The sequence below is a fragment of the Moritella sp. genome, from assembly GCF_033791185.1.
Lineage (GTDB): Bacteria > Pseudomonadota > Gammaproteobacteria > Enterobacterales > Moritellaceae > Moritella.
In genome coordinates, this window is record NZ_JASJHF010000074.1 from 1 (window position 1) to 23,787 (window position 23,787).

Genomic DNA, 23,787 nt, shown 5'->3' on the forward strand with positions numbered 1-23,787 from the left:
TGGCTAAACAGCAAAGTAATAATACCTTGTTGAAACAAGCTGAGCAGCAACAGCATTTTGCCTTGGGACTCGGCACCTTAGGCTTAGTTGATGCGGTCGATGACTTTGCGCCGCTGACATTGGCTGAATTTAATGCCGGACCACTACAAGCGCTCTCATCAATATACATTTATCAATATCAAACGGGTGATGGCACTAGCAATGTGAAAGATCATAAATACGCACTCTGGGTAGAAACCTCGGGTGTTGCGCTTAATAGCGAGTTACAGCAGTGGATCGCTGAACAAGCAGACATGAGCATCGATAACAAACCTGCGGAAGTGACGGCAGCATTAAGCCATTATCGCCAAGCGTTATTCTTGCTGTTCGCGGGAGCTATAGTCGTTGTCACGATTGTCTTGTGTTTACGCTTTGGTTTAGCACAAGGTTTATTAGGCTTGTTAAGTATTGTGCTGAGTGCTGGTGGCGCATTATTGTTAACGCAGCTGAGCTTAGGTCATCTCAATATCTTCAATTTGTTAGCAGTGTTGTTGATCCTTGCCTTGGCGATTGATTATGTGATCTTCTATCAAGAGCATGGTTTACAGCGCAATACCGTTTTAGCGATCACCTTATCGGCTATTTCATCGGCGCTGGTATTTGGCGTACTTGCGCTAAGTGTGACACCTGCGGTAGAAAGTTTTGGCTTAACTGTTATGTTTGGCATTTTATTGGTGTTTCTATTGGCTCCCTTAAGTGCGAAAACATTAGCTCCTGCAAGTGCGGAAAACCTTGAGGTTGAAAAATGAAATTAAGCCTAGCTAGATTTAGCGCACTACTATTGGCGATATTCGTATTAACTGGCTGTATCAGCATGCCAAAAAGTCATTTAGTCACGATGGCGCCGAATGTGACATTAGAGCTCACCGCACCGCCGCAAGCATTACAGATGCAGGCGAAAACGCAGTTAATTGAAGCGCAGTTTGATGAGCAAACACATAGTTTATTAGCTCAAGTGGAATTTACCGAAACGCAGATTAAACTGGTGGCGATGACGCCTTCTGGCATCCCCTTGTTTGATGTATTGTGGAGCGTTGAAGATGACGCGATTATTAACCAATATGTGCCAGTACCGGGATTAGATATCAGTTATGTGATTGCCGACTTGCAATGGGTCAATTGGCCGTTTGCACAATTGCAGTCAGCAACCAATGGTTCATTTATTCAAGAATTCAATAATAACGTCGGCCAAACCACAACGGATTGGACACGTACGTTAAGCCAAGATGGACAGGTTATACTAACTGTCGAGAAGTTCGATAATCGCTATATCCTTAAGCATTTATTACGTGATTATCAAATAACAATAACAGAATTAACGAAGGTATCATTGTGAGTATCTGTCTAAAAGATTTTGGTGTGGTATGCGCACTCGGTGATTCAAAAGCTGCGGTAGCCGCTGGACTGTTAAAGGGGAGTCGTGACGGTTTAGTGCTTGATAGTCAGTTGCCCAATGCTGAACCGCAATATGTCGGTCGGGTGGCAGATTCGACTTTTGATAAAATAGTGGCAAATATGAGCCTTGATAGTAAAGGGCAAACACTTAGCCGTAATGATAAACTTGGTCAATTGGCGTATTTACAGATAGCCGATACTCTTGCGCCTTTGCTTGCTGAGTTTGGTCAACAACGTATCGCAGTCGTAATAGGCACCAGTACCTCGGGTATTGAATATGGCGAGCAAGCATTAAAACAGAAGATAGCCACGGGTGAATACCCAGAGAATTACCATTATCGCATGCAGGAAATGGGTACAACGGCGCAATTTATAGCTGATTTATGCCAAGCTAAAGGCCCTGTTTATAGTCTTTCTACCGCTTGTTCATCGAGCGGTAAAGCCTTAGTCAGTGCGCAGGCATTACTCGATGCAGATTTAGCGGATGTGGTGATTGCTGGTGGTGTTGATAGCTTAGCGAAATTGACTGTGAATGGTTTTAAAGCATTAGCATCAACGGCAACTGCGCAGAGCAATCCATTTTCGGCAGACCGTGATGGTATTAATATTGGCGAAGCGGCAGCCTTGTTCATCGTCACCAAAGAACAAGGCGGTATTCAGTTATTAGGCGCAGCGGAAACCTCGGATGCCCACCATTTATCGGCGCCCCATCCTGAAGGTGAAGGCGCGTTACGGGCGATGCAAGCGGCATTGGCTGAAGCTAATTTGCAAGGTGAGAAAATCGATTATGTAAACTTACACGGTACAGGCACACCGAAGAATGATGACATGGAAGCTAAAGCCATGTTTAACGCCTGCGGCAGTAAAGTATTATGTGGGTCGACCAAAGGCATGACTGGCCACACATTAGGTGCTGCTGGCGCTTTAGAAGCGGGCATCTGTTGGTTGTTACTCAATGACGAATATAACCCATTAAACAAAGTACCTGCTAATGTTAGCGACGGTGAGCTTGATAGCAGCCTTGCGGTGATCAACTTAGCGGATGCAAATAGCACGACAGCTAAATTACAAACCTGCATGAGTAATTCATTTGCTTTTGGCGGTAACAATATCAGTCTAGTGATAGGAAAACAGCAGTGAATAAATCTCTAATCGTGAACCAATCTCCAGTAGATAGCACTGTTTCACTTGTAAAGAATTATCCAATAGCGGACGTATTACCCCATAGCGCGCCAATGATTTTATTGGATGAGTTGGTGAGTTATGACGACGAAAACGTCAGTTGTCGCGTGACGATCACGCCAAGCCTGCCTTTCTTTGATAATGCCAAGCAAGGCGTACCCAGTTATGTCGGTTGTGAATATATGGCGCAAACGATTGCTGCCTACGGCGGCGCCCATGCTCTGGATGATGCTGGCGAAGTGAAAATAGGTTTTCTATTAGGCTCGCGTAAATACCACGCTGAAGTGGGAGTATTTAAACTCGCGCAGCGCTTGTTAATTGAAGCTAAAAAATTAATTCAAGACCAATCAGGACTGTGTGTTTTTGATTGCGTAATAAAAGATGAAGAGAATGCGGTATTAGCGCAAGCTAAAATCAATGTATTCCAACCGCAGGATCCAGCACAATTTTTAAAGGATAATCATGAGTAAACGTATTTTAGTAACAGGCTCAAGTCGTGGACTGGGTAAAGCGATCGCACTGCAATTAGCCAAAGACGGCTTTGATATTAGCGTACATTGCCGTTCAGGCGTGGAAGCGGCGCAGGATACGTGTGCACAAATTACGGAGCTCGGTCAAGCGACTAGTTTATTACAATTTGATGTGTGCGATAGAGCGGCAGCAAAAGCCAGTATTGAAGCTGATATCGCTGAACATGGTGCTTACTATGGCGTCGTCTGTAATGCTGGTATTACTCGTGATATGGCGTTCCCATCCATGGAAGGGAACGATTGGGATGACGTGATCCGCACTGGTTTAGACGGTTTTTACAATGTTATCCACCCAACGGTTATGCCAATGGTTCGTGCTAAACAAGGTGGTCGTATTGTTACTATGGCTTCAGTGTCGGGTATTATGGGTAACCGTGGGCAAGTCAATTACAGTGCGGCCAAAGGCGGTATTATTGCGGCATCGAAAGCGTTATCGCTAGAACTGGCAAAACGTAAGATCACGGTTAACTGTGTCGCACCTGGTTTAATTGAATCTGACATGACCAATGACTTACCGCTGGATGAAATCAAAAAAATGATCCCGTTAAAACGTATGGGCAAGCCTGAGGAAGTGGCGGGTACTGTGTCATTCCTGGTATCGGATTGCGCGGCCTATATCACTCGCCAAGTTATCTCTGTGAACGGTGGATTGATCTAATGAGAAGAGTTGTTGTAACGGGTATGTCTGCGATCACCGCGCTTGGTGATGATTGGGCTACTTTTAAAGCGGGGTTAGAGAAGGGCGAAAATGCCGTTAAAGTGATGCCTGAATGGGATTACCTTGACGGTTTGAATACCCGTTTAGCCGCGCCGGTATTACATTTTGAAAAACCGAAACACTACAAACGTAAACAAGTGCGCTCGATGGGTCGTGTGGCATTAATGTCGACACGGGCAACAGAGTTAGCATTAGAACAAGCGCAGCTATTAGACCACCCGGCATTAACCGATGGCCGCACTGGTATTTCTTATGGTTCATCTGTCGGTTCTACCGAGCCGCTAATTAACTTTAGTCGGATGATGGACACGGGTAACATGTCAGGCGTGACGGCAACCAGCTATATTCAAACCATGTCACACACGGCGCCTGTGAACGTCGGGGTATTCTTTGGTTTGACTGGGCGCGTGATCACTACAAGTTCTGCTTGTACCTCGGGTTCACAAGGCATTGGTTATGCCTATGAAGCGATTAAATTTGGCCGTCAAGACTTGATGGTGGCTGGTGGCGCGGAAGAGTTATGTATTACCGAAGCGGCGGTATTTGATACCTTGTATGCAACCAGTGTTAAAAACGACACGCCAGCACTCACCCCGCGTCCATTTGATAAAGGTCGTGATGGTCTGGTCATTGGCGAAGGTGCTTGTACACTGATTTTAGAAGAGTTAGAGCATGCGCTGGCGCGTGGTGCGACGATTTACGCTGAAATCATTGGCTTTGGTTGTAACTCAGATGGTAAACACGTGACCCAACCAACCGCTGAAACCATGCAAGTGGCTATTGAGCAAGCTGTGCAAGATGCCGATATTGATATTGCTGAGATTGGTTATGTGTGTGCTCACGGCACCGCTACCGATCGTGGTGATATTGCAGAAACCAATGCCACAGCCAATGCGCTAGGTAAAAAGCCAATTAGCTCGCTAAAAAGTTACCTTGGGCATACCTTAGGTGCGTGTGGCGCAATTGAAGCGTGGGCATCAATCAATATGATGCAGGACAACTGGTTTGCACCAACGATTAATCTCGATAGTATTGCTGAAGAGTGTGGCGATCTGGATTATATTCGCGGGCAAGGGCGTACTATCCACACTGATGTGGTGATGAGCAACAACTTTGCTTTTGGTGGTATTAACACATCACTGATATTTAAGCGCTGGCCTAATTAGTCTACAGTCATCATTAAAGCATCAAGATGGATTAACAACGCGCCTTACTTGTCATTAAGTGGCGCGTGTTGGCGATATCGTGTTGTATGCTGTCACCCCTGAATAAGCGAACATATTATCTTTTAGCCCCAGTGCCTAGATGATATTGAGCATATCATCGGCAAGTAGATGTTATGAAGCAGCGTTAAATCCGACCCGATTATCGCCAACGGAGTAGGCTACAATTTGGCTGATTTCTTGCAAGCTATAGCCTGACTCGTTTTGCCATTGGTTAAAACTATCTTGAATAATCTTTAAGTTACGTTTTGAGGTTAATCCACCCTCGATTAACTTGTTGGCTCTAAAATAAGCTTCAACATCGCGACTGAGAATAAAAGTGTCTTTACCAAGTTGACGCAGCGCATAAGGGCCAGTGTTACCACCTAAACGTGAACCATGTTTTTTCAGATACAGCCATAAACCAGTAATATCATCACTCGGCCAGTTCGCTAACCATTGCCCGATCGAGCCAAATTCATCGCTGAGTTCTTTTAACCACTGCGCATTGTCGCGTACCGTTTTAACTTTAGTATAATTTCGAATGATTTTAGTATCAGCCGCTTTACGTTCTAGCATGTCATCAGGCATCAATATTAGCTTGTTGATGTCAAAATTCCAGAATACCTCTTCAAAGCCATCCCACTTTTTATTCACGACAGCCCAGACAAAACCGGACTGGAAGATTTTACGAGTGAACTCCGCTAATACCTCATTATCAGTTACTAACGAAAGCTCATCATTGGTTAGTGGTTTTGACGTTAACTGAGTTAATGCTATTTCGCCACCTTTGCGCTCTGCAGCTCGGCGGTAAAGATCTTTAAATGTTTCCATTAATGACATCGCTAATATTTGATATGTGGGGATAGTTTACAGTAGATGTGGTTAGCTGGTCATCCCTAATATTTAATTGATATTGCAACAAGAGAGCTTGTTATTAGCTCGTATACTCTATTTTGCGACAAGCGTGAAAAGTCCAACGATTAGAGTGATGAATAGCCGCTGGGTGACACATCAGCAAGGTAGTAATGTGCATAGCTTTATGCTTAACTAGCGTCGATTAAAAGCAACTTAATCGCCATATTCGTGTCAGTTATCTGGCACGATTTGCATTATAAAGACTAGGAAAGTAAAAATGTCGACTTGGGTAAAGCAGTATGTAAAAGCGCCAGTGTTAAGTTTGTGGTTATTTGTGGGTTTGTTTGCACTACCAGCACACGCGTTAACGGTTAAGTTTAGTGAAGCCGAGCTGCAAGAAAAAGTAACCCGGGTGATGCCGTTAGTGAAAAAAACTTCATTTTTGACAGTTGAACTGACGAAACCAGTATTGAAACTGGCGCAAGACAAGAATGAAATTGAGTTAGAGTTAAACGTTAAATTATTAACCGGTGGATTAGCAAGTTACGGTTACACCCGATTAACCGGTGCGTTAAGTTATAAATCAGAAGAGTCTGCGTTCTATGTGAGCAATATGCAAGTGCATGAAGTACAGATTGAAGGTATGCCTGATTTGTTTACCCCGCAAGTCATTAAAATGGCAGAGCAGGTTGTTAACCCCGTACTTGAGCAGATGCCAATCTACAGACTGAAAGATGATTTAACCGAAACCATGGTTAAAGCCGTACTCGAGTCAATTGAAGTACGTAACAAGGAATTAGTCGCGACACTTAAAGTGATTTAATGGCTGCTTACTGTGCGTTAACAAATAAAATTAACGGTTTATGCATATTATATTGGGATCTATGTCACATTTAAGTTATTATTCCTATAGAGGTATGTTAGGTTTTTGATTCGTAAAGCCTAGTGTTCTCGAGAATCTGATTTCTAAAGTAAGGATATTTTATTTTGACAATTCAACAGTCTATACAGATCCCCGATCGCCATTGTGCTAAGCAGAACGAGAGTAATACTCAACAAGTCAATTGTAAGGGTGACAAGATAGAAAACATTGCACAGTTGTTAATGCATTTAGGTATGGATGACATTAAACATAAATGTGATGACTGTGATATCGAGGTACGTAGCGCTTGTTCTGCCAAGCAGGCGCAGATCGAACCGGTAACACGCGCTAAATTAGTCACTGAGACAGCGGTAACAGACCGCCAGTGTATTGAGACTGATTTATTAAGCCGTAGAGCGCTGAGTGAGAAAAAGCGCGCAGTAGAGAGTAAGCTTCTTTTAAGCAGTATTTTTGCCAGCTTATTCGTAGTAGTAATGACATTTCAATAACAACTAAGCCCTGTATAGACAGGGCTTATTTACGTTTAGCTAAGTTATTTGCTATAACTTAAACACACCTACCATGTCGCCAAGACGCACAGACAGATCTCGCAGAGCGTGACTTGATTTCGCTAAACCTTCAGCGGTATCGGCCGTACACTGGGTTATCTCATTAATTTCAACAATATTCTGGTTAATTTCATTCACAACAGTCGATTGCTCTTCTGTCGCGGTAGCAACTTGCGTATTCATGTCCGAGATCAGGCAAATACGCTCACCAATAGACACCAAGGCTGTCGAAGTATCTGTTGTTGCAATTGTGCCCTGTGTGGTTAACTCACGGCTTTTCAGCATCGCGGCAACGGCACTGCTCGCTTCATTTTGTAAGTTATCAATCATGGTTTGAATTTCGTTGGTTGATTGATCGGTACGACTGGCTAAATTACGTACTTCATCAGCAACAACAGCAAAACCACGGCCTTGCTCGCCGGCACGCGCCGCTTCAATCGCCGCATTAAGGGCAAGTAGATTGGTCTGCGCTGAGATACTGCTGATCACTTCTAAAATGCTGCCAATGGCTTGGGTATTATTGGCTAATGAATTGATGACTTGGCTAACTTCGTCGACATCACCGGCCAGCTGGTGGATAGCCTTACTGGCTTGCGACACGACCTGTTGGCCATCACGGGTTTCCGTTTCGGCACTGTGTGCTTCATTGGCTGCATTGGAAGCATTAGTCGCAATCTCGTTAACCGTTGCGCCCATTTCATTAATGGCGGTGACCACAAGGAAAGTACGATCGCGTTGTTCATGGCTATTATCTAAGGTGGTTTGCGCTTGGTTGGCAACCTCTGCTGCTGCGCTTTGCAATGCTTCACCAGTACGTGATACTTCTTGCATCGAATCGTGGATCTTAGTGATAAAACTATTAAAGCCTAATGACAGTTGGGCTATCTCATCGTTACCTTGAATGTCGATACGTTGACGTAGATCGCCGTCACCATTACCGAGTTCTGCAAACACCGTCGCAATACGTTGAATCGGACGGGTAATGTTGTTACCTAACCAGATGGCGATGAATGTAAAGGCAAGGGCAATCGCAAGCGTCCATAACATGATCTTATTATTGGCTTGTGACAAGCTTGCAAAGGCTTCCTCGGTCGGCAATTCTGCAATCACATACCAATCCATTGATGGAATATAACTACTTGAAAGCAGTGTATCACGTCCAGAAACGGTCGCTTCACTCATATTAAATGCGCTTTTTTGAAGTAATTTACTCGCGATATCACGGCTATAAAGACGGCTTAAATCGGTATTACCAATTTGGCTATTATCCTTGTGTAAGCGCACGGTACCATTTGCATCAACCAGATACACAAAGCCGCTGTGTTCCAATTTGAACTGGTTAATAAAGTTGACCATGTCATCTAGCGATTTAGACAGTCCGGCCATACCAAGACCATTAACTTGTTGATAGTTAATGAATAACTTAGTTTCTCCATTAGATTCTTTAAAAATACTCACCGATTGGGCTTTGTTAGCGCGAGTAAAATCATAGAACCAATTATCTTGTTGATGATTTAACTGACGTAAAAACCCATCTTGGTTCCAATAGTTGCCATCGGTCCGGTTCGCGATTGACGCATCAATAAGTTGATATTGATTTTTAACATCATTGAGCATTTGGACTAATTGTGTTTCTTGGTTTGGTGTAGTTGTATCTTGCAGACGGGCGAGCGCAAAACGGTTCGTTGCCAGTTGTTGAGCGGCTTGTTGTATGGTCGAGATCTCTTTATCCACTTCATTACGGATCTGCATTAATTTGGCCGGTAGCTCAGAGGTTGTTAAGCGTGTTTCTATCACATCTTTGGCTAAATTTTGGCTAACAAACCCAACGAGTAGGGTAGCGGTGATGACGGCACTAATCATAGTAACGATCAGTTTTTTCTTAATACTAAATTGACTGAAAATCATTGGGTTGTTGTCCTAGCCTATTAATAAGGGAATTCAAGTGAATAAAACATTTTAATTCGCGCTTTAAGTTGAATTATTATAATTATTTTTTATTAACTATCTTAGTTAACGGCAAAAATAATGAAACCTTTAGCTGTATAAGCTAATTTTGTGCATATTTTTAACTAATTAAGCAGGCTACTGTTTAAAAAATAGCATTTTTATAGTATAAGAGCGGGCTGAATTAAGAATATCCCCAAATTAGGAATTGAAGATGTCTAAAATGTTTTTCAAAGGTCGTATTGACGCAAGATTAAATCACGTTAAAGCTGGCTATAACACTAAACGTGATATCAAACTGGGGTCAGAAGAGTCGCCATTAAACTTGGTCGTGCAAACGACTGAGCGTCAAACTGAGCTTGAAGTGATTTTAGCGGATAACAAATTAGTCGCAAACTTTGAAGTAAATGCAGATAAAGAAGAAAACATTCGTGACCTAGACGGTGTGTTAAATAAGCCTAAAACAACGGTATTCGAAAAAACGCCTAATCGTAATGATCCTTGCTCATGTGGCAGTGGTAAAAAATACAAAAAATGTTGTGCTTAATGTATTTTAGCCATAAATTATTTTAGTATTTAAACTGTTATTTATTAAACCCTTAATTATTTGATTAAGGGTTTTTTTTTGCCTATGCCGCTTAATCTTGATAGCGACCACTGGTTTCAATTGTTGTTCGATATTACCGGTAACATTGGCCACTTAACTCGCCATATAACCACTGACTTAATCAGCACTATTAATATCGCCTTATGTTACTAGAATTACGCTCATATAAATAAGGAGGTCTATATGAGTTTGTTGTATTTTTTTGGTGGCTTGCGTCTATCAACTAAACTTGTACAGCACAGTTGATGACAAGGATGTAAAGAAGATTGAATATAAATCAGCCTGGCAGGGATGAAAGAAGTGCTTCTACACTTAAGTAATGTTTCTTTATATTCAATCTTTAGCATAAAAATAGCCTTACTCACTAAAGTGGTAAGGCTATTTTTTTGCGGTAAATATTAAAGTGGTAAGGCTATTTTTTTTGAATTTATACAATCCCCAAGCGTTGCTTTAATAATTTCAAGTAACGGCGGCTAACCGGTAGTGTCTGACCACTGTTGGTCATGATCTCGGCCAAACTATTATCCAAGAGTTGGATCTCTTTAACTGCTTTTAGATTAACCAGATATTGACGATGACAGCGGATTAACGGGGTTTTCTCTTCCAATATTTTTAAGGTTAACTGACTCGTGGCTACCTGTTTGCCTGTATTAATATACACGCCTGATAAGCCACTGTGGGCAAACTCAATATCTTGAGTGGCGACAATCAGAATTCGGTTGTGGCCAATGCAAGGTACGTGTTCCAAATGTTTCTGTGTTATCGCATCAAAATTAGCTTGTGCTGTAGATTTGACCAAACGCGCAACGGTTTTTTGTAAGCGGGCTGGATCAACAGGTTTCAGCAAGTAGTCAAAGGCATTTTCATTAAAAGCTTCGACGGCATATTGATCATAAGCGGTTGAAAATATAACTTTAGGCATGGTTTCTGCGTTTAGCATCGACAGCATTTCAATACCAGTGATCTGTGGCATTTGAATATCCAAAAAGATAATATCAGGTTTCAATTTATTAATTAGCTGTAAGCCTTCAATCGCATTTTCTGCTTGAGCAATGACTTGGATCTGCTTGGTTTCATGTAATAATTCGATTAACTCTTCACGAGCATACTGTTCGTCGTCAATGACAATAGCGTTAAGCATGAGTTAGTTCCTTATTCGTTGTTAGCGTACTGGTTGGTAGCAAAAAAGATACTTGGGTTAGCTTATTTTTAGTGGTTGAAATAAGTAGACTTGAGCGCTCATCAAAGTGATTAATCAGCCTCTTATCTACTATTTTAAGTCCTAAACCCGTGTTGTCTTCTTTGTTAGTGACAAATGTTCCGGCGTTATCGGTGACAAAAATACGTGTGCCTTCAGGCGTATTATGACTGTATATCTCTAATTTCCCCGCGCTTAACATGGTCGAAATACCGTGCTTAATGGCATTTTCAATCAGCGGTTGCAGGGTAAAGCTAGGCAGTTTGATGTCCATTAGTTCAGGCGCTATAGCAATACTTACACTCAGACGTTTCGTCAATCTGGCTTGTTCTATAGTCAGGTAAGCGTTGACATGCGCGAGCTCTTCTCGCAGGCTAACAGACTCGATATTCTGTTTTAGATTGCTACGGAAAAACTGTGACAGATGTTGGATCAATATTCGGGCTTTATCGGGTTCACGGCGGGTTACTGCGCTGATGGTTGTCAATGCATTAAACAGGAAGTGTGGATTCACTTGTGCGTGTAATAACTTCAGCTCAGCTTGTGTTAATAAGGCTTGTTGTTGTTGATAATGGCCTAGCAAAATCTGACTGGAGAGTAGTTGCGCAATACCTTCTGCCATTGAAATATTGATATTAGACAGCAGTTTTCGACGTGGTTCGTATAATTTTATGGTGCCGACAACTTGGTTATCACCGTTACGTAACGGTAAGATAATCGCTGTGCCGAGGCGACATTTACCGTCAATAGCGCATTGGTAGGCATTGGGTGCACTGTTTAAATCTATGATGCGATTTTCATTGATCGCTTGTTGAATTGTACTGGAAATCGGTACATTAACATGATGGTGCTGCTCTCCAGTGCCAACAAAGGCCAGGATATGATGGGTGTCTGTGATCGCGATAGCGGCAACGTTAGTTTCTTGATGAATAATAGAGGCGATCGTATGTGCGCTTTCGGCATTAAGACCTTGATTAAGGATACCGACACTGCGATCTGCAATTCTGAGTGCGCGTTGAGAGAACACGGTTGAATACTTTTCAAAAATAGACTTTCTATCTTCGATGATACTCATAAATAATACTGCGCCTATAGTATTAGCGGTGATCATCGGCAGGGCGACATTACTGACTAGGCTATATGCTTGCTCATAAGGTTCTGCGACAACCAGTATTATCGCCATCTGGGTCAGCTCTGCAAAAAGGGTGATCAAAAAGACAACTTGGGGCTTGAATAAATAGTTGATCTTATTATTGCGCAGTAGGTAGACATGTAATAAGCCGCCAATTAAGCCTTCCACGGATGTCGATATCGCACAGGCAAAATCGGTAAATCCGCCCATAAAGTAACGGTGTATGCCGCCAGTCATGCCCACCGCCAAACCTACGATAGGCCCGCCAAAAAGCCCGCCCATCACGGCACCAATGGCCCGAGTATTGGCTATGGCATCGTCGTATTGCAGCCCAAAATAACTGCCCATAATACAGAACATTGAAAATAATAAGTAACAGCTAAACTTATGTTCCCAACGTGAAGATATGTTTAATAGCGGCATGAAAATGGGGGTTTTACTGAGTAGATAAGCAAACACCAGGTAAACACACATTTGTTGTAATAGAGAGGGGATCAAATCCATAATATCATCTAAATTTTATATATGTATAACAAACAGTAAGGATCATTATCTAAACATTAATACGCAATTAAAGCTGTAAATAAGCTGTTTATTGATGAGGGGGCAGCATACTACAGACTTACTAGAAAAACCTATTAAATATAAGCGTTTATAGTATTTACAGGGTTTTTTGACTGAAAAATAACGGTTCGCTTAAATCCGCTGCAATTTGGAGACTTGGCTTTATATCACCAAGGGAGTAATGTGATGATTTTCAATCATATAACCTTAGTATTTCCTGGGCTGAATAAGCTATAATTAGTTATTCACTACTGCAAACGGAATTAATATGTCATTAATACACCAAGTTATTCAAAGCTTTCCAGGATTAATGGCGGTAAAGAAGTTAAGTGGTGAGCATGTTGTTGTGAATGACAGTTATAAGGGCTTCTTTCCATTTGATGTGTGCGGGTTAACGCTTGATGACATTATAGATAAAATTGACGACGAAGATGTGATTGACCTATTACTACAGTGCAAAGCCAATGATGCAGCGGTGTTATGTGAACCGGATAAGATGACAACCAGTATTGAAACCTTCCTTGATACCAGTTTTGAATCGGTGCGCTATATCATGCAAGATGGTGATGATGAATTTATGGCGTTATTGTCTTGGGATATCACCGACAAAGTTAAAACGGCGAATAAACTTAATGCCCGTTTACAGCATGATGATTTAACTGGAATCGCGAATAAATTGGCATTAATGCAACGTACTTTTAATAACAACAACACCGTGGTGTATCTGGATCTCGATAACTTTAAATACATTAATGATACTTTTGGTCATCTCAAAGGGGACGAGATACTGATTAAGTTTGCATTGTTTATCAATAATCAGTTACGTGATAAAGATACGATATATCGCGTTGGTGGTGATGTTTTTGTTGTGGTATTTGAAGATGTGAATGAAACGAAAATCGATGAACGGTTATCGCAGATACGGCAAATTATCGAGCAAGAAGATGATTTTCTCGGTATTTCATTTAGTTTTGGTATGCAGAATATGCAACAAGATATTCCCTTGGCTGGAGCATTAGAACTCGCCGATAAGCAGTTGTATGTCAATAAGAAGCAGCGTAAAAATCAGGATTAGTATTAATGCCATCAGGATGAATAAAGTTAGCAGCATAACAGCGGCTGCTAACCCTGTAATTCACTAGAATGCCAATTCGATATCTGCTTTTAGTTGCACTAATTCACTGCATACTGAGGGCGAACCTTCGTTAAAATCAAAGGTTTTATCATTTAGCGCACAAATGGTGCCAACCACAACGCCTTGAGCAACGAGTGGGAAGCCAAGATAAACGCCTAAGTTAAACTTTACGTAATCTTCGTTACCTTTCCATTCATCATCAATACTTGCATCAGGGATAAATACTGGCTGTGCCGTATCAACAACCCGTTCACAATACAATTCATGACAACCAGGCTGGCGACTTTTAGGGCCGCAATCACCGACATTATAAATCGTCTGTTCATTAGCGACGACAACTTCCATCGTGTTGGGCTTTGACTCCATGATCAGAATTGAATGTAAACCAGAACGAGTGGCGAGCGTATTAAGGCGCTCTTGCCATTCAGCGAATGATTGTTTGATGTTAACAAATGGCATAGGTAATTCCTCATGTCCTTATTTGGAGTTATTTTTTATTATACGGCTTAAGTGTCGTATTTTAGTTGGCTAGATCTCAGTTTTACAAACTTTAGCGTAAATTATTGTCAGTAAAACGGCTGCTTCACTCCACCCTGTATTCATTAGTAATACTTACTTTAGCAGCTGTTATTGGTTGCAGCAATAGTGCGGTTAATGACCCATAAAATGCATGGCCAGTGTAAACGGCACCACTAACCGCTAACTTTGCGCTTCCGAATACCGCTAAAACGGTGCTGGATAACGTCTAAACACCGCGCTAATATCCGCCAATGCTTGGGGAGTGAGCTGGGTTGAAAAGGCACTTATATTCTCTTCGAGTTGCGGCAGTGTTGTCGCTCCGATGATGGTTGACGTTACACCATCGACTTGATTGCACCAAGCTAAGGCTAATTGTGCGGGTGTATAGCCATGCTGTTGGGCAATATCAACATAGTCAGCCGTTGCCAGATGTGCACTGTCAGTGTTTCTATATAGCTTGTTACGCTGCGAGAATGTCCAGCGGCTGCCTTCTGGTCGTACATTGTTCAAATATTTTCCTGACAACATGCCAGTCGCCAACGGGGACCACGGCAAATACGCCACGTCTTCATGCACACTATTCTCGATTAAATACGGCCAATCCTTAGCGTGTAATAAGCTGAACTCATTTTGAATCGATACCATGCGCGGTAAATTGTGCTGTTCGCTCAGTTTAAGGTAAGTATTAATACCCCATGTGGTGTCGTCAGATAAACCGCAGAAGCGGATCTTACCGGCATCAACACAACGCTGTAACCCTTGCAAAATATCGAGCATTTGCGCGGTATGTTCGATTGCATTGATATCACTAAAGCGGATATTATTTGGCTTATGTCGGCTGAAATGTGGGTTAGGGCGGTTTGGCCAGTGCAATTGAAACAAGTCGATATAGTTTGTCTGCAAGCGCTTTAACGAGGCGTCTACAGCTTTAACTACAGCATCACCGCTGATCGGTTCACCGTTACGTATCCAAGGCAGTCCTGGACCTGAAATCTTAGTCGCTAGCACAATATCTTTACGACGATGCGGGTTTGCAGCGAGCCAATTGCCGATAATGGTTTCTGTTTTACCATAAGTGTCTGCAGACGGCGGTACAGCGTACATCTCTGCGGTATCAATAAAGTTGACGCCTTGCGATAGCGCATATTCGATTTGTTGGTTGGCGTCTTGCTGGTTGTTCTGAAAGCCCCAAGTCATGCTGCCTAAGCAAACGCGTGATACTGACAAACCGCTACTACCGAGTATTGAAAATTGCATAGTCATCCTTATGCTGCTTCTTTTTCATCATTATTATAGGTTAGGGCAATAGTTACAAACATTTGTTCACAATTAAGAAAGAGTGTCGGGCTAGGTGCTGTTATTTGTGAAGTTAGCGTGACTTTATAAAATATTTTATATGTTTTTAATCAGTTGGTTACGTTTGTTGGGCATGTTCGGAATGGTTTTTTTGCCAAGTGAAATAGCTCCGACCAGATGTTTTTGATTACCGTTTTTCGATCTGCTGCACATAAACGTGAAGTATTGTCACATCATTTGATTATTACATTATGAATACCTAGTTATTGGTACGTCTGAGTGCTTTAATGATTTTCCAATGCTGGCTGTTGCAGTATTAACACTGAGCATTGCAATAAGGTTAAGCCGTTCAGACTTTATAGGATTAGAGAAATGGAATTATCTAACGAATCAAATGCTTTAGATGCATATATGCAGCAAGTGAATAAAAGCAGTGTGTTATTGACAAGGGAAGAGGAATACGAAGTTGCAGTCGCTGTGGCTAATGGTGATTTAAACGCGAAGAACCGTATGATTGAGGCTAACTTACGACTAGTGATTAGCGTCGCGAAGCGTTATCAATATAGTTCGATTCCTCTAGTTGATATTATCCAGGAAGGCAACACCGGATTAATTCGTGCGGTTGAAAAATTTGATGTGAGTAAAGGTTATCGTTTTTCAACGTATGCAGTGTGGTGGATCAAGAATAACATCGAGCGTTGTATTATGAACAGTGCGCGTACTATTCGTATTCCGATTCATGTGGGTAAAATGTATCGAAGTATTGCTAAGGTGGCCAGAGAAGTGGGGCTGGATGTTGGTAGTGATAATGATTTGGTGGTTATTGCCAATGTACTGGAAACCGACGTGGATGAGGTGATGGATGTCTTGTCTTACTACTTTAACGAACTCAGTTTAGATAAAAACATTATCACCGATAGTGGGGCTGTTACGACACTTGTCGATATTATCGAAGATGAATCAAGGCGAACTCCGAGCGCTGAAGTCGAAGGTGGTAGTACTCGAAAGTATTTGTTAGCGTTATTAGATAATTTACCTGAATATGAACGTCAGGTTATTGAATTGCGATTTGGATTAACCGGTGAAGAGCCGTTGAGCTTATCACGCATTGGTGAACGTTTGTCCATGTCTCGTGAAAAAGCTCGGAGTATTATCCGTACCAGTCTTAGAAGGCTCAGACCTAAGTTATTAGTTAACAGTGTCCAGCAGCATGACTATATTAATTAGCTGGCTTAAAATGTTAAATGCATCTTTAACCGTTGGTTTATCCCTGCCAGAGCGTTATGCAGCGGTGATGATTACTGCGTTAGCAAACCCTAAAGATATTGTTCAAGTGACAGTAATTGTTGCTTTAGTTCTAAACCATAGGCATAACCAACCAATTTATTATTAGCACCAATGACACGGTGACAAGGAATAATAATCGGGATTGGATTTTTATTATTGGCCATACCTACCGCGCGTGACGCGTTGGGATTGCCTAGGCCTGCAGCGATATCTTTATAACGGCGTGTTTCACCATAGGGTATCTTGGTTAACTGTTGCCAAGCGTGGCGCTGAAACACCGTACCAGCAGGATTTAGCTTAAGATCAAAACCCTTTCTGATATGATTAAAGTATTCGCGTAATTGCTGTTTGGCGTCATTGAAGTAAGTACTTGAGTGTTGCCAGTCGGCACTGATGTGAATGGCTTTAGTGCCGTTATCAATGAGTAACTGGGTAATACCCGCTTCGTTACCGACTAATATAAGTTGATACTCTTGGTCGCCGGTGGCTGAGGTGCTGGAAACGGTGAATTTATCGTAATACATAACGGTGTAACAACTTAAACTTTAGGGTCATAGATAATTAAAGTTTAATTGATAGTTACAACATTTGTTGTTATCTAGGTCTAATTAATTGCACTTTACTGCCGAGCCCACCCCAACAGGGCAAGCTCGGCAGTGTTGGTGGTTAATGGTTAGCCAAAATCACCGTCGACATAACCTTGTGTGCGGCTATCTTTAGGTTGCTCGAATACTTGTTTGGTTTCACCATGTTCGACTAACTCGCCCATCCAAAAGAACGCGGTTTTATCTGAAATTCGTCGTGCTTGTTGCATTGAATGGGTAACGATGACAATGGTGAATTTTTTTCTCAGCTCGTCCATCAGAACTTCAATTTTGTGGGTCGCAATTGGATCTAGTGCACTGGTCGGCTCGTCCATCAAAATGACTTCTGGTTCCATGGCAATGGTACGCGCGATACATAGTCGTTGCTGTTGACCGCCAGATAAGCCAAAGGCATGTGAGTTTAAGCGATCCGAGATCTCATCCCACAGCGCAGCACTGCGTAATGATTGCTCAACAATTTCATCTAAGATTTTTTTATCTTTGATACCTTGCGCGCGTAATCCAAAAGCAACATTCTCATAAATACTCATTGGGAAAGGGTTCGCTTTTTGAAATACCATGCCGACACGCATACGTAATTGCCTAACGTCGAAGTCATGATAAATATCTTGTCCTTCAAAGTGAACATCTCCGGTGATAGAGACGTTCTCGATAAGGTCATTCATTCGGTTTAATGAACGTAACAAGGTCGATTTACCACAACCTGATGGCCCAATTAACGCAGTGACTTGGTTTTTAGGGATCGGCAGAGAAACATTTTTCAATGCTTGGTTGTTACCATAAAAAAGATTTAAGTTATGGATGTCTAATTTATTCATTATCTCTGGCCTTAATAAGTAGCTTTGTTAAAACGTGAGGCAATTAATTTAGTTGCCAAATTGAGCAGTAATACCAGCACAATCAGTACGGTTGCAGTGGCGTAAGCTTGGTTCCATTCATTTTGAGTAAATAACTCTTGGGTTAGTTTATACAAGTGAACGGTTAGAGTTCGCCCTGAATCTAACACTGACTCGGGAATTTGGGTGACCATACCGGCCGTTAAAAATACCGGAGCTGACTCGCCAATGACACGGCCAATACTTAAAATAAGCGCCGTGGCAATTCCTGGCATCGCACTCGGCAGGATCAGTCGCCATACGGTGTAGATCTTTGAAGTACCAAGTGCATAACCACCTTCGCGATAGCTCATCGGTACTGCCATTAATGCTTCTTCGGTGGTACGAATAATTACCGGTAGAATAAGCATCGCCAGTGTCAGCGAACCCGATAAAATAGAAAAACCTAATCCCAACGTGGTGACAAAAAATGTCATCCCAAAAAGGCCATAAACGATAGATGGGATACCGGCTAATGACTCAGTGCAAAAACGGATAAATTTAACTAAACGACTACCAATTTTGGCGTATTCGGTTAAATATATCGCAGTCATGATGCCTATCGGCGCCGCAATCAATAAGGTTAATCCAACCATGTAAACGGTCGATACGATCATGGCGAAAATACCAGAGGCTTCACCAATACGTGTGTATGCCCCTGTAATAAACTCCCAGCTAACATGGCTAAGACCATTACTTAAAATGTGCCATACCACCCATAATAGGAAGAAAATAGTGATACCAGCGGCGCACCAAATAGCCGAGAGTATGAGTTTATCTTGAGTGTCACGTTGCATTAGCTAACTCGCTTATTATTAATATATAACAGGGCACTGTTTAAGATGACGATGAAAATAAGTAAGACGATGCCTGTGGCATATAATGAACTGGCATGAATACCGGTCGCATATGACATTTCCATGGCTATATTTGCTGTTAGGGTTCTGGCTGGCTCTAACAATGAACCTGGCATCGCTGGTGCGTTACCCATTACCATGATGATGGCCATAGTTTCGCCGAGCGCGCGGGCGATGCCCAGTACCACCCCTGTTAAGATGCCACTTTTAGCGGCGGGTACCAGTACTTTGATGATGCTATAAACTTGCGATGCACCTAATGCTAATGCACCTTCTTTATAGGTTGTAGGCAACGCCCGCAAAGATGTTTCGGAAATGGTAATGATCGTCGGTAAGATCATTATCGCTAATACAATGATACCGGCTAATAAAGTGTTACCTGCGGGAATATTAAAGAATGTTTCTATGGCCGGTACAATAACGACTAAGCCAAAAAAGCCGTAAACCACAGATGGGATCCCAGCAAGCAATTCAACGGCTGGACGTATGATGTTCGCGAGCCATTTAGGCGCTATTTCAGCCAGAAATATCGCGGTTAATAACGCAATAGGTACACCGATAATAAGCGCCCCTAATGTCGAAATTAACGTTGCAGCAATCATCGGGAAAATGCCATACAAGGCGGGTGGCAACCACTCACGGCCAAACACTAATTCGACTACACCCGCTTCCATAAATGCAGGCAGGCCTTCTTTAAATAAAAACCAGCCGATCGTGGCTACGGACAATACACCGATCATGGCACTGCAGAAAAACAGTGCTTGGAAAGCATTTCCAAGCCAATCTATGTTAGAGCGGTTACACGAGTTAGACCGCGTCATTTTAGTATTAATTAAGGTATTCATGTACTTACCTTGTTACGAAGAAAATTAACATGAAAAGGCTAAAGCCTTCTCATGTTTGTTGTTATTTACTGACTGGGTGGTTAAATCGAGATATAACCTTCATTTGCAATAATTGCTTGGCCATCATCAGATAAAATGTAGTTAACAAAGTCGCGTGCCTTGTCTGCTACATCATTTTTCATTAGCACGATAAAAGGGCGGGCGATAGTATATTGACCCGCTGCGATGTTGGCATGACTCGCTTCAACACCATTTACTTTTACAGCGCGTAAAGAGTCGTCAACTGACCCTAATGAAACAAAACCAATCGCATAAGGGTTGTTCGCCACAATTGTTTTGATCATGCCATTGCCGTTGGCGACTTGCGCACGTGGTGAAATAGCCGATACTTTGATGCCATTAATTTCACGTTTTAGTGACATGATGTCTTCGAACGCGCCACGTGTACCTGATGCATTTTCACGGGTAACGACCACGATAGGTGTGTTTGCTCCACCGACTTGTTGCCAGTTGGTGATTTCGCCACGATAAATTTTGGCAATTTGTTGTTGGGTTAAGTTATCTACTTTATTTTTCTTATTCAATGCGATAGCAATACCGTCTCTGGCGATAACGATCTCTTCAATATTTGCTTTGCTTTCGTTTTCCTTGATATCTCGAGATGACATGCCAATCATACTGGTACCGTCTGTGGCTGCGCGAATGCCCGCTGATGAGCCTGTGCTTTGTACTTCAACTGTTTTATTGTGGCTGCTTTTATAGTTCTCAGCGAGCACCTCCATTACATGGGCTACCGAAGTTGAGCCTGACACAGAAACAGAAGCTTGTACTGTAGAAGCGGTCATCAACCCAATCGCTGCTACTAATCCAATTAATTTTTTCATTCTAAATACTCTCTGTAATATCTTGACGTTATCCATATTGGAAGTTCGACTATTAAACATCACAAATGTGACAGTTTTATTTCAGTGTGAAATATTAATTACTTATCACCGCTGATACTTACTTCTGGTTATCGATTTAATTACAATACATTACACTGCTTTACGTTGACGTACGCTTATTTACGCTTTGTTTGTGAGGCTTTACGCTACCTAACCCATATTGGGTAGGTTTATATCCTGAGCTGGTGTTTGCCTGATGATTTAAGCCAGTTGATTGTGTTGATTTGCTGGGATTGGCGAACATAGTTACTGGGAAGCTAGTTTGGATGTGTAATAACAACTAAAAAATATAAAATTAATTACTCCGAGCTAGAATTATTCGCCTTGCTCATACAAAAACCATACTTTATGAATGGGTATTGACCAGTTTAAATTCGATTTATAGCGGATTAGATCCGGCTAAGTCGCATCTTGTTGATGTGGTAGGGACATTGATTGGTTGATCGATAGGGGGGTTAAACGGTTATAAATGCTTATAACCGTTTAAATTAATGTCTGTCTAGCGTGCTGGAATAAAGGCATTTGCGAGGTTACTAATGGCATTGATGTCGTGCTTCAACTCATCCATTTGGCTGACGACCGTATCGGTATGTTGCCAGCTAAGCTCTGAGCCTTGTTTAATGTCGATCACGTGACTGTTGATCTCGTTGGATACTACGCTTTGCTCTTCAGCCGCTGTGGCGATCTGCATTGATAGCTGTGACAGTTGCTGCATTTTTTCGTGGATAATGGCAATCGCTTGATCAGACTGTTCTGCTTGTCCAACACATAAATCAGCATTATCTTTGTTTGTCTTCATCATCACTAACCAATCATTGATGGTTTCTAACATCGTCGATAAGCTGGTGTGAATATGTTCGGCAGTCTCTTGGGTACGCGATGATAAGGTTCGTACTTCATCGGCGACCACCGCAAAACCTCGGCCTTGTTCACCAGCGCGCGCGGCTTCAATGGCGGCGTTTAATGCCAACAGGTTGGTTTGGTCGGCAATTGCTTGAATGTTGGTCATCAAGCTTCCCACATTTTGTGCTTCGGTATTGAGCTTATCGGCAGCGGTAGAGGCTTGTTCTACTTCACGGGCTAATTTTTTAATTTCGCAGGTGGTGGTGTTAATGCCACTTTGCGCTGTTTCACATAGCATAAATGTGGCATTGATTTCATCTGAGGTTTCGACACTATTACGCACTATTTCATCTGTCGAGGTGAGCATTTGCGACATCGCTGTGCTTACTTCAGTTAATTCTTTTTGTTGATTAACCAGGTTGCTACGGATCTGGTCGGTACCTGCTGACACGGTGGCAATGACCTGTTGTACCGGTTTGGTCGAGTCGAGTGTACGCTCCAAAATGGCTTTGATTTTGGTTTTAAGCAAGCTCATATTAAAGTCAAATACACTGGCGGTGCCTTTGCCAAAATAGACTTGGCGACTGACACTGTCAAACATTGACTGCATGTGTTGGGCTTTTTTCGCCATTGGGATGATATCTTGCCAGAATACCAGTATCGGGGTGATGGCAGAAAATAAAGCAATCAAGGATGCGACTAATCCCAGATGAGTGTAGATAAAAACTTGTGCCACAAGACTAATCAGGGTTAACAGGATAAAACGTTGAATACGGGTGAACTCAAACAACAGGCTTTTGCCCTGCAGGTTTTTGTAGACGCTACTGGCACGGTTGACCATTTGCGGTGTCGCGAGAGTACTGACTTCTTGATGACCGACAATTTTACCGTTTTCAAACTGGGGGGTGATAAAGGTATCGAGCCAAACGTCATTGCCTGTTTGGCTGGTTTTACAAATAATACCTTGCCATGAGAAACCTTGTGCTAAGGTTTTTCTCACTTCTTCTATCACGGCGGCAGGCATGGTTGACGAGTCGAGTTCTCGACTATTTTTTCCTAATAATAGGTCTGCTGAAAACCCCAGTGCGTCACTGTAGTGTTTGTTAACATAAGTGTATTCACCGTTGCTGTTTACTAATGAAATAAATTGCGCAGAGTTGTCAGCCATTAAGTTCCCTATTAATGTATAAAATAGTCAATTAAAGAATAAAATAACATTGAACTTAACCTTAGTCATCTGATAGTTAGTTGTTATGTGGTAGTTGTGGCTATTATTTATATACTTTATCTCGTAGTGGCTATTTTCGATACAACTCTAGCAATATATGTTGTTGCATACGTTGCTAGTTGGGATGCTCTATTAAAGTAAATACCGAGGAACCATAACGGTCCCTCGGTATTTCATACAGTATGTTAAGCCATGCCCTTGAGAGACATTAACGTACGATGAGCATGATCTCTTCTGCTGTCATCGGCTTATCGAAATAGCTCATGAACAGACCGAAATCTTTGATGTCACCGTTGGCAAACGTGAAGTCACCAGACTGTAAACTCTGACCAATCACTTGCTGACCGTTGGCACCCGCCATGAGGATCTGATTTAGGACGGCGCGGCTGGTATTGATTTGTACGTCAGCACCTTATAGCGCTTGTTCGTGTAACTGGGCAATACCGTTACGAATTTCAATAGTGAATGATTCGTTGGTATCAACAAAGTTATAGCTTAGCGCCATTTGCACGTCTAAGGTATTCTCGGCAATGATAGTCGAGGTCATCAT

At 42.2% G+C, this 23,787-nt stretch carries 23 protein-coding genes and 1 pseudogene; 11 read left to right on the forward strand and 13 right to left on the reverse strand.

Features of this window, described 5'->3' with window-relative positions; translation table 11 throughout:
• The 6 genes and pseudogenes from QNK26_RS04600 to QNK26_RS04625 all read left to right on the forward strand — a co-directional run.
• Positions 1-788, forward strand: a pseudogene (locus tag QNK26_RS04600) (hypothetical protein); the annotation flags it as partial.
• Positions 785-1,375 (forward strand): DUF3261 domain-containing protein, encoded by a 591-nt coding sequence (locus tag QNK26_RS04605; RefSeq protein WP_319221108.1) that lies wholly within the window; start codon positions 785-787, stop codon positions 1,373-1,375. The pseudogene QNK26_RS04600 and the gene QNK26_RS04605, both read left to right, overlap by 4 nt.
• The gene (locus QNK26_RS04610) at positions 1,372-2,574 is read left to right on the forward strand and encodes a beta-ketoacyl-ACP synthase (protein WP_319221110.1); all 1,203 of its coding nucleotides are present in this window, start codon (positions 1,372-1,374) and stop codon (positions 2,572-2,574) included. Before QNK26_RS04605 ends, QNK26_RS04610 begins: the two co-directional genes overlap by 4 nt.
• A 14-nt stretch (positions 2,575-2,588) precedes the next feature.
• Entirely contained in the window at positions 2,589-3,086 is a 498-nt protein-coding gene (locus QNK26_RS04615) for a 3-hydroxylacyl-ACP dehydratase (protein WP_413816349.1), read from the forward strand.
• Complete coding sequence (gene fabG, locus QNK26_RS04620) at positions 3,079-3,804, forward strand: 3-oxoacyl-ACP reductase FabG (protein ID WP_319221112.1); 726 nt, start codon at positions 3,079-3,081, stop codon at positions 3,802-3,804. The genes QNK26_RS04615 and fabG overlap by 8 nt, the downstream gene beginning before the upstream one ends.
• The gene (locus QNK26_RS04625; RefSeq protein ID WP_319221114.1) at positions 3,804-5,030 is read left to right on the forward strand and encodes a beta-ketoacyl-ACP synthase; all 1,227 of its coding nucleotides are present in this window, start codon (positions 3,804-3,806) and stop codon (positions 5,028-5,030) included. Before fabG ends, QNK26_RS04625 begins: the two co-directional genes overlap by 1 nt.
• 171 nt (positions 5,031-5,201) lie before the next feature.
• Here the strand turns inward: QNK26_RS04625 and QNK26_RS04630 are convergent, their stop codons facing one another.
• Positions 5,202-5,900 carry a DNA-3-methyladenine glycosylase I gene (locus QNK26_RS04630; protein ID WP_319221116.1) on the reverse strand — a complete coding sequence of 233 codons (699 nt, stop codon included), beginning with the start codon at positions 5,898-5,900 and terminating at the stop codon, positions 5,202-5,204.
• Positions 5,901-6,201: 301 nt separating this feature from the next.
• Between QNK26_RS04630 and QNK26_RS04635 the strand changes: the two genes are divergently transcribed.
• Positions 6,202-6,747, forward strand: a complete 546-nt coding sequence (locus tag QNK26_RS04635; RefSeq protein WP_319221118.1) for a DUF1439 domain-containing protein — start codon at positions 6,202-6,204, stop codon at positions 6,745-6,747.
• A 164-nt stretch (positions 6,748-6,911) separates the two neighbouring features.
• The gene (locus tag QNK26_RS04640; RefSeq protein ID WP_319221119.1) at positions 6,912-7,295 is read left to right on the forward strand and encodes a hypothetical protein; all 384 of its coding nucleotides are present in this window, start codon (positions 6,912-6,914) and stop codon (positions 7,293-7,295) included.
• A gap of 51 nt (positions 7,296-7,346) precedes the next feature.
• On the opposite strand, the gene QNK26_RS04645 is transcribed toward QNK26_RS04640, so the two are convergent.
• The gene (locus tag QNK26_RS04645) at positions 7,347-9,263 is read right to left on the reverse strand and encodes a methyl-accepting chemotaxis protein (protein ID WP_319221121.1); all 1,917 of its coding nucleotides are present in this window, start codon (positions 9,261-9,263) and stop codon (positions 7,347-7,349) included.
• Between the two features lie 253 nt (positions 9,264-9,516).
• On the opposite strand from QNK26_RS04645, the gene QNK26_RS04650 reads away from it, so the two are divergent.
• Entirely contained in the window at positions 9,517-9,849 is a 333-nt protein-coding gene (locus tag QNK26_RS04650; protein ID WP_319221123.1) for a PBPRA1643 family SWIM/SEC-C metal-binding motif protein, read from the forward strand.
• Between the two features lie 487 nt (positions 9,850-10,336).
• Here the strand turns inward: QNK26_RS04650 and btsR are convergent, their stop codons facing one another.
• The gene (gene btsR, locus QNK26_RS04655; RefSeq protein ID WP_319221124.1) at positions 10,337-11,050 is read right to left on the reverse strand and encodes a two-component system response regulator BtsR; all 714 of its coding nucleotides are present in this window, start codon (positions 11,048-11,050) and stop codon (positions 10,337-10,339) included.
• Positions 11,043-12,743: a sensor histidine kinase gene (locus tag QNK26_RS04660; RefSeq protein ID WP_319221126.1), complete on the reverse strand. Its 1,701-nt coding sequence runs from the start codon at positions 12,741-12,743 to the stop codon at positions 11,043-11,045. Before QNK26_RS04660 ends, btsR begins: the two co-directional genes overlap by 8 nt.
• Before the next feature lie 328 nt (positions 12,744-13,071).
• On the opposite strand from QNK26_RS04660, the gene QNK26_RS04665 reads away from it, so the two are divergent.
• Positions 13,072-13,878, forward strand: coding sequence for a GGDEF domain-containing protein (locus QNK26_RS04665; protein WP_319221128.1), 807 nt, complete (start codon positions 13,072-13,074; stop codon positions 13,876-13,878).
• Positions 13,879-13,941: 63 nt separating this feature from the next.
• Here the strand turns inward: QNK26_RS04665 and QNK26_RS04670 are convergent, their stop codons facing one another.
• Together QNK26_RS04670 and QNK26_RS04675 are read right to left on the reverse strand one after the other, a co-directional pair.
• The gene (locus QNK26_RS04670; RefSeq protein WP_319221130.1) at positions 13,942-14,397 is read right to left on the reverse strand and encodes a GAF domain-containing protein; all 456 of its coding nucleotides are present in this window, start codon (positions 14,395-14,397) and stop codon (positions 13,942-13,944) included.
• A gap of 264 nt (positions 14,398-14,661) precedes the next feature.
• Positions 14,662-15,714 (reverse strand): aldo/keto reductase, encoded by a 1,053-nt coding sequence (locus QNK26_RS04675; protein WP_319221131.1) that lies wholly within the window; start codon positions 15,712-15,714, stop codon positions 14,662-14,664.
• A gap of 411 nt (positions 15,715-16,125) precedes the next feature.
• Between QNK26_RS04675 and QNK26_RS04680 the strand changes: the two genes are divergently transcribed.
• Complete coding sequence (locus QNK26_RS04680; protein ID WP_319221132.1) at positions 16,126-16,980, forward strand: RNA polymerase sigma factor RpoD/SigA; 855 nt, start codon at positions 16,126-16,128, stop codon at positions 16,978-16,980.
• A gap of 89 nt (positions 16,981-17,069) precedes the next feature.
• Here the strand turns inward: QNK26_RS04680 and QNK26_RS04685 are convergent, their stop codons facing one another.
• From QNK26_RS04685 to QNK26_RS04715, 7 genes are all read right to left on the reverse strand, one after another.
• Entirely contained in the window at positions 17,070-17,564 is a 495-nt protein-coding gene (locus tag QNK26_RS04685) for a methylated-DNA--[protein]-cysteine S-methyltransferase (RefSeq protein WP_319221133.1), read from the reverse strand.
• Positions 17,565-17,713: 149 nt separating this feature from the next.
• Complete coding sequence (gene pstB, locus QNK26_RS04690) at positions 17,714-18,463, reverse strand: phosphate ABC transporter ATP-binding protein PstB (protein WP_319221134.1); 750 nt, start codon at positions 18,461-18,463, stop codon at positions 17,714-17,716.
• Between the two features lie 11 nt (positions 18,464-18,474).
• Positions 18,475-19,317, reverse strand: a complete 843-nt coding sequence (pstA, locus tag QNK26_RS04695) for a phosphate ABC transporter permease PstA (protein ID WP_319221136.1) — start codon at positions 19,315-19,317, stop codon at positions 18,475-18,477.
• Complete coding sequence (pstC, locus tag QNK26_RS04700; protein WP_319221138.1) at positions 19,317-20,222, reverse strand: phosphate ABC transporter permease subunit PstC; 906 nt, start codon at positions 20,220-20,222, stop codon at positions 19,317-19,319. The genes pstA and pstC overlap by 1 nt, the downstream gene beginning before the upstream one ends.
• An 80-nt stretch (positions 20,223-20,302) precedes the next feature.
• A complete protein-coding gene (locus tag QNK26_RS04705) occupies positions 20,303-21,106 on the reverse strand; it encodes a phosphate ABC transporter substrate-binding protein (RefSeq protein ID WP_319221139.1) in 804 nt (267 codons plus the stop codon).
• Positions 21,107-21,665: 559 nt separating this feature from the next.
• On the reverse strand, positions 21,666-23,177 hold the full coding sequence (locus QNK26_RS04710) for a methyl-accepting chemotaxis protein (RefSeq protein ID WP_319221141.1): 1,512 nt from the start codon (positions 23,175-23,177) through the stop codon (positions 21,666-21,668).
• 268 nt (positions 23,178-23,445) lie between these two features.
• Complete coding sequence (locus QNK26_RS04715) at positions 23,446-23,598, reverse strand: hypothetical protein (protein WP_319221143.1); 153 nt, start codon at positions 23,596-23,598, stop codon at positions 23,446-23,448.
• Positions 23,599-23,787: the final 189 nt, after the last annotated feature.

Excerpts from the sequence above, each read along its gene's own strand:
- QNK26_RS04605 (WP_319221108.1), top strand. The coding sequence starts at position 785 with ATGAAATTAAGCCTAGCTAGATTTAGCGCACTACTATTGGCGATATTC.
- fabG (WP_319221112.1), top strand. The coding sequence starts at position 3,079 with ATGAGTAAACGTATTTTAGTAACAGGCTCAAGTCGTGGACTGGGTAAA.
- QNK26_RS04625 (WP_319221114.1), top strand. The coding sequence starts at position 3,804 with ATGAGAAGAGTTGTTGTAACGGGTATGTCTGCGATCACCGCGCTTGGT.
- QNK26_RS04630 (WP_319221116.1), bottom strand. The coding sequence starts at position 5,900 with ATGGAAACATTTAAAGATCTTTACCGCCGAGCTGCAGAGCGCAAAGGT.
- QNK26_RS04635 (WP_319221118.1), top strand. The coding sequence starts at position 6,202 with ATGTCGACTTGGGTAAAGCAGTATGTAAAAGCGCCAGTGTTAAGTTTG.
- QNK26_RS04645 (WP_319221121.1), bottom strand. The coding sequence starts at position 9,263 with ATGATTTTCAGTCAATTTAGTATTAAGAAAAAACTGATCGTTACTATG.
- QNK26_RS04650 (WP_319221123.1), top strand. The coding sequence starts at position 9,517 with ATGTCTAAAATGTTTTTCAAAGGTCGTATTGACGCAAGATTAAATCAC.
- btsR (WP_319221124.1), bottom strand. The coding sequence starts at position 11,050 with ATGCTTAACGCTATTGTCATTGACGACGAACAGTATGCTCGTGAAGAG.
- QNK26_RS04660 (WP_319221126.1), bottom strand. The coding sequence starts at position 12,743 with ATGGATTTGATCCCCTCTCTATTACAACAAATGTGTGTTTACCTGGTG.
- QNK26_RS04665 (WP_319221128.1), top strand. The coding sequence starts at position 13,072 with ATGTCATTAATACACCAAGTTATTCAAAGCTTTCCAGGATTAATGGCG.
- QNK26_RS04670 (WP_319221130.1), bottom strand. The coding sequence starts at position 14,397 with ATGCCATTTGTTAACATCAAACAATCATTCGCTGAATGGCAAGAGCGC.
- QNK26_RS04675 (WP_319221131.1), bottom strand. The coding sequence starts at position 15,714 with ATGCAATTTTCAATACTCGGTAGTAGCGGTTTGTCAGTATCACGCGTT.
- QNK26_RS04680 (WP_319221132.1), top strand. The coding sequence starts at position 16,126 with ATGGAATTATCTAACGAATCAAATGCTTTAGATGCATATATGCAGCAA.
- QNK26_RS04685 (WP_319221133.1), bottom strand. The coding sequence starts at position 17,564 with ATGTATTACGATAAATTCACCGTTTCCAGCACCTCAGCCACCGGCGAC.
- pstB (WP_319221134.1), bottom strand. The coding sequence starts at position 18,463 with ATGAATAAATTAGACATCCATAACTTAAATCTTTTTTATGGTAACAAC.
- pstA (WP_319221136.1), bottom strand. The coding sequence starts at position 19,317 with ATGCAACGTGACACTCAAGATAAACTCATACTCTCGGCTATTTGGTGC.
- pstC (WP_319221138.1), bottom strand. The coding sequence starts at position 20,222 with ATGAATACCTTAATTAATACTAAAATGACGCGGTCTAACTCGTGTAAC.
- QNK26_RS04705 (WP_319221139.1), bottom strand. The coding sequence starts at position 21,106 with ATGAAAAAATTAATTGGATTAGTAGCAGCGATTGGGTTGATGACCGCT.
- QNK26_RS04710 (WP_319221141.1), bottom strand. The coding sequence starts at position 23,177 with ATGGCTGACAACTCTGCGCAATTTATTTCATTAGTAAACAGCAACGGT.
- QNK26_RS04715 (WP_319221143.1), bottom strand. The coding sequence starts at position 23,598 with ATGGCGGGTGCCAACGGTCAGCAAGTGATTGGTCAGAGTTTACAGTCT.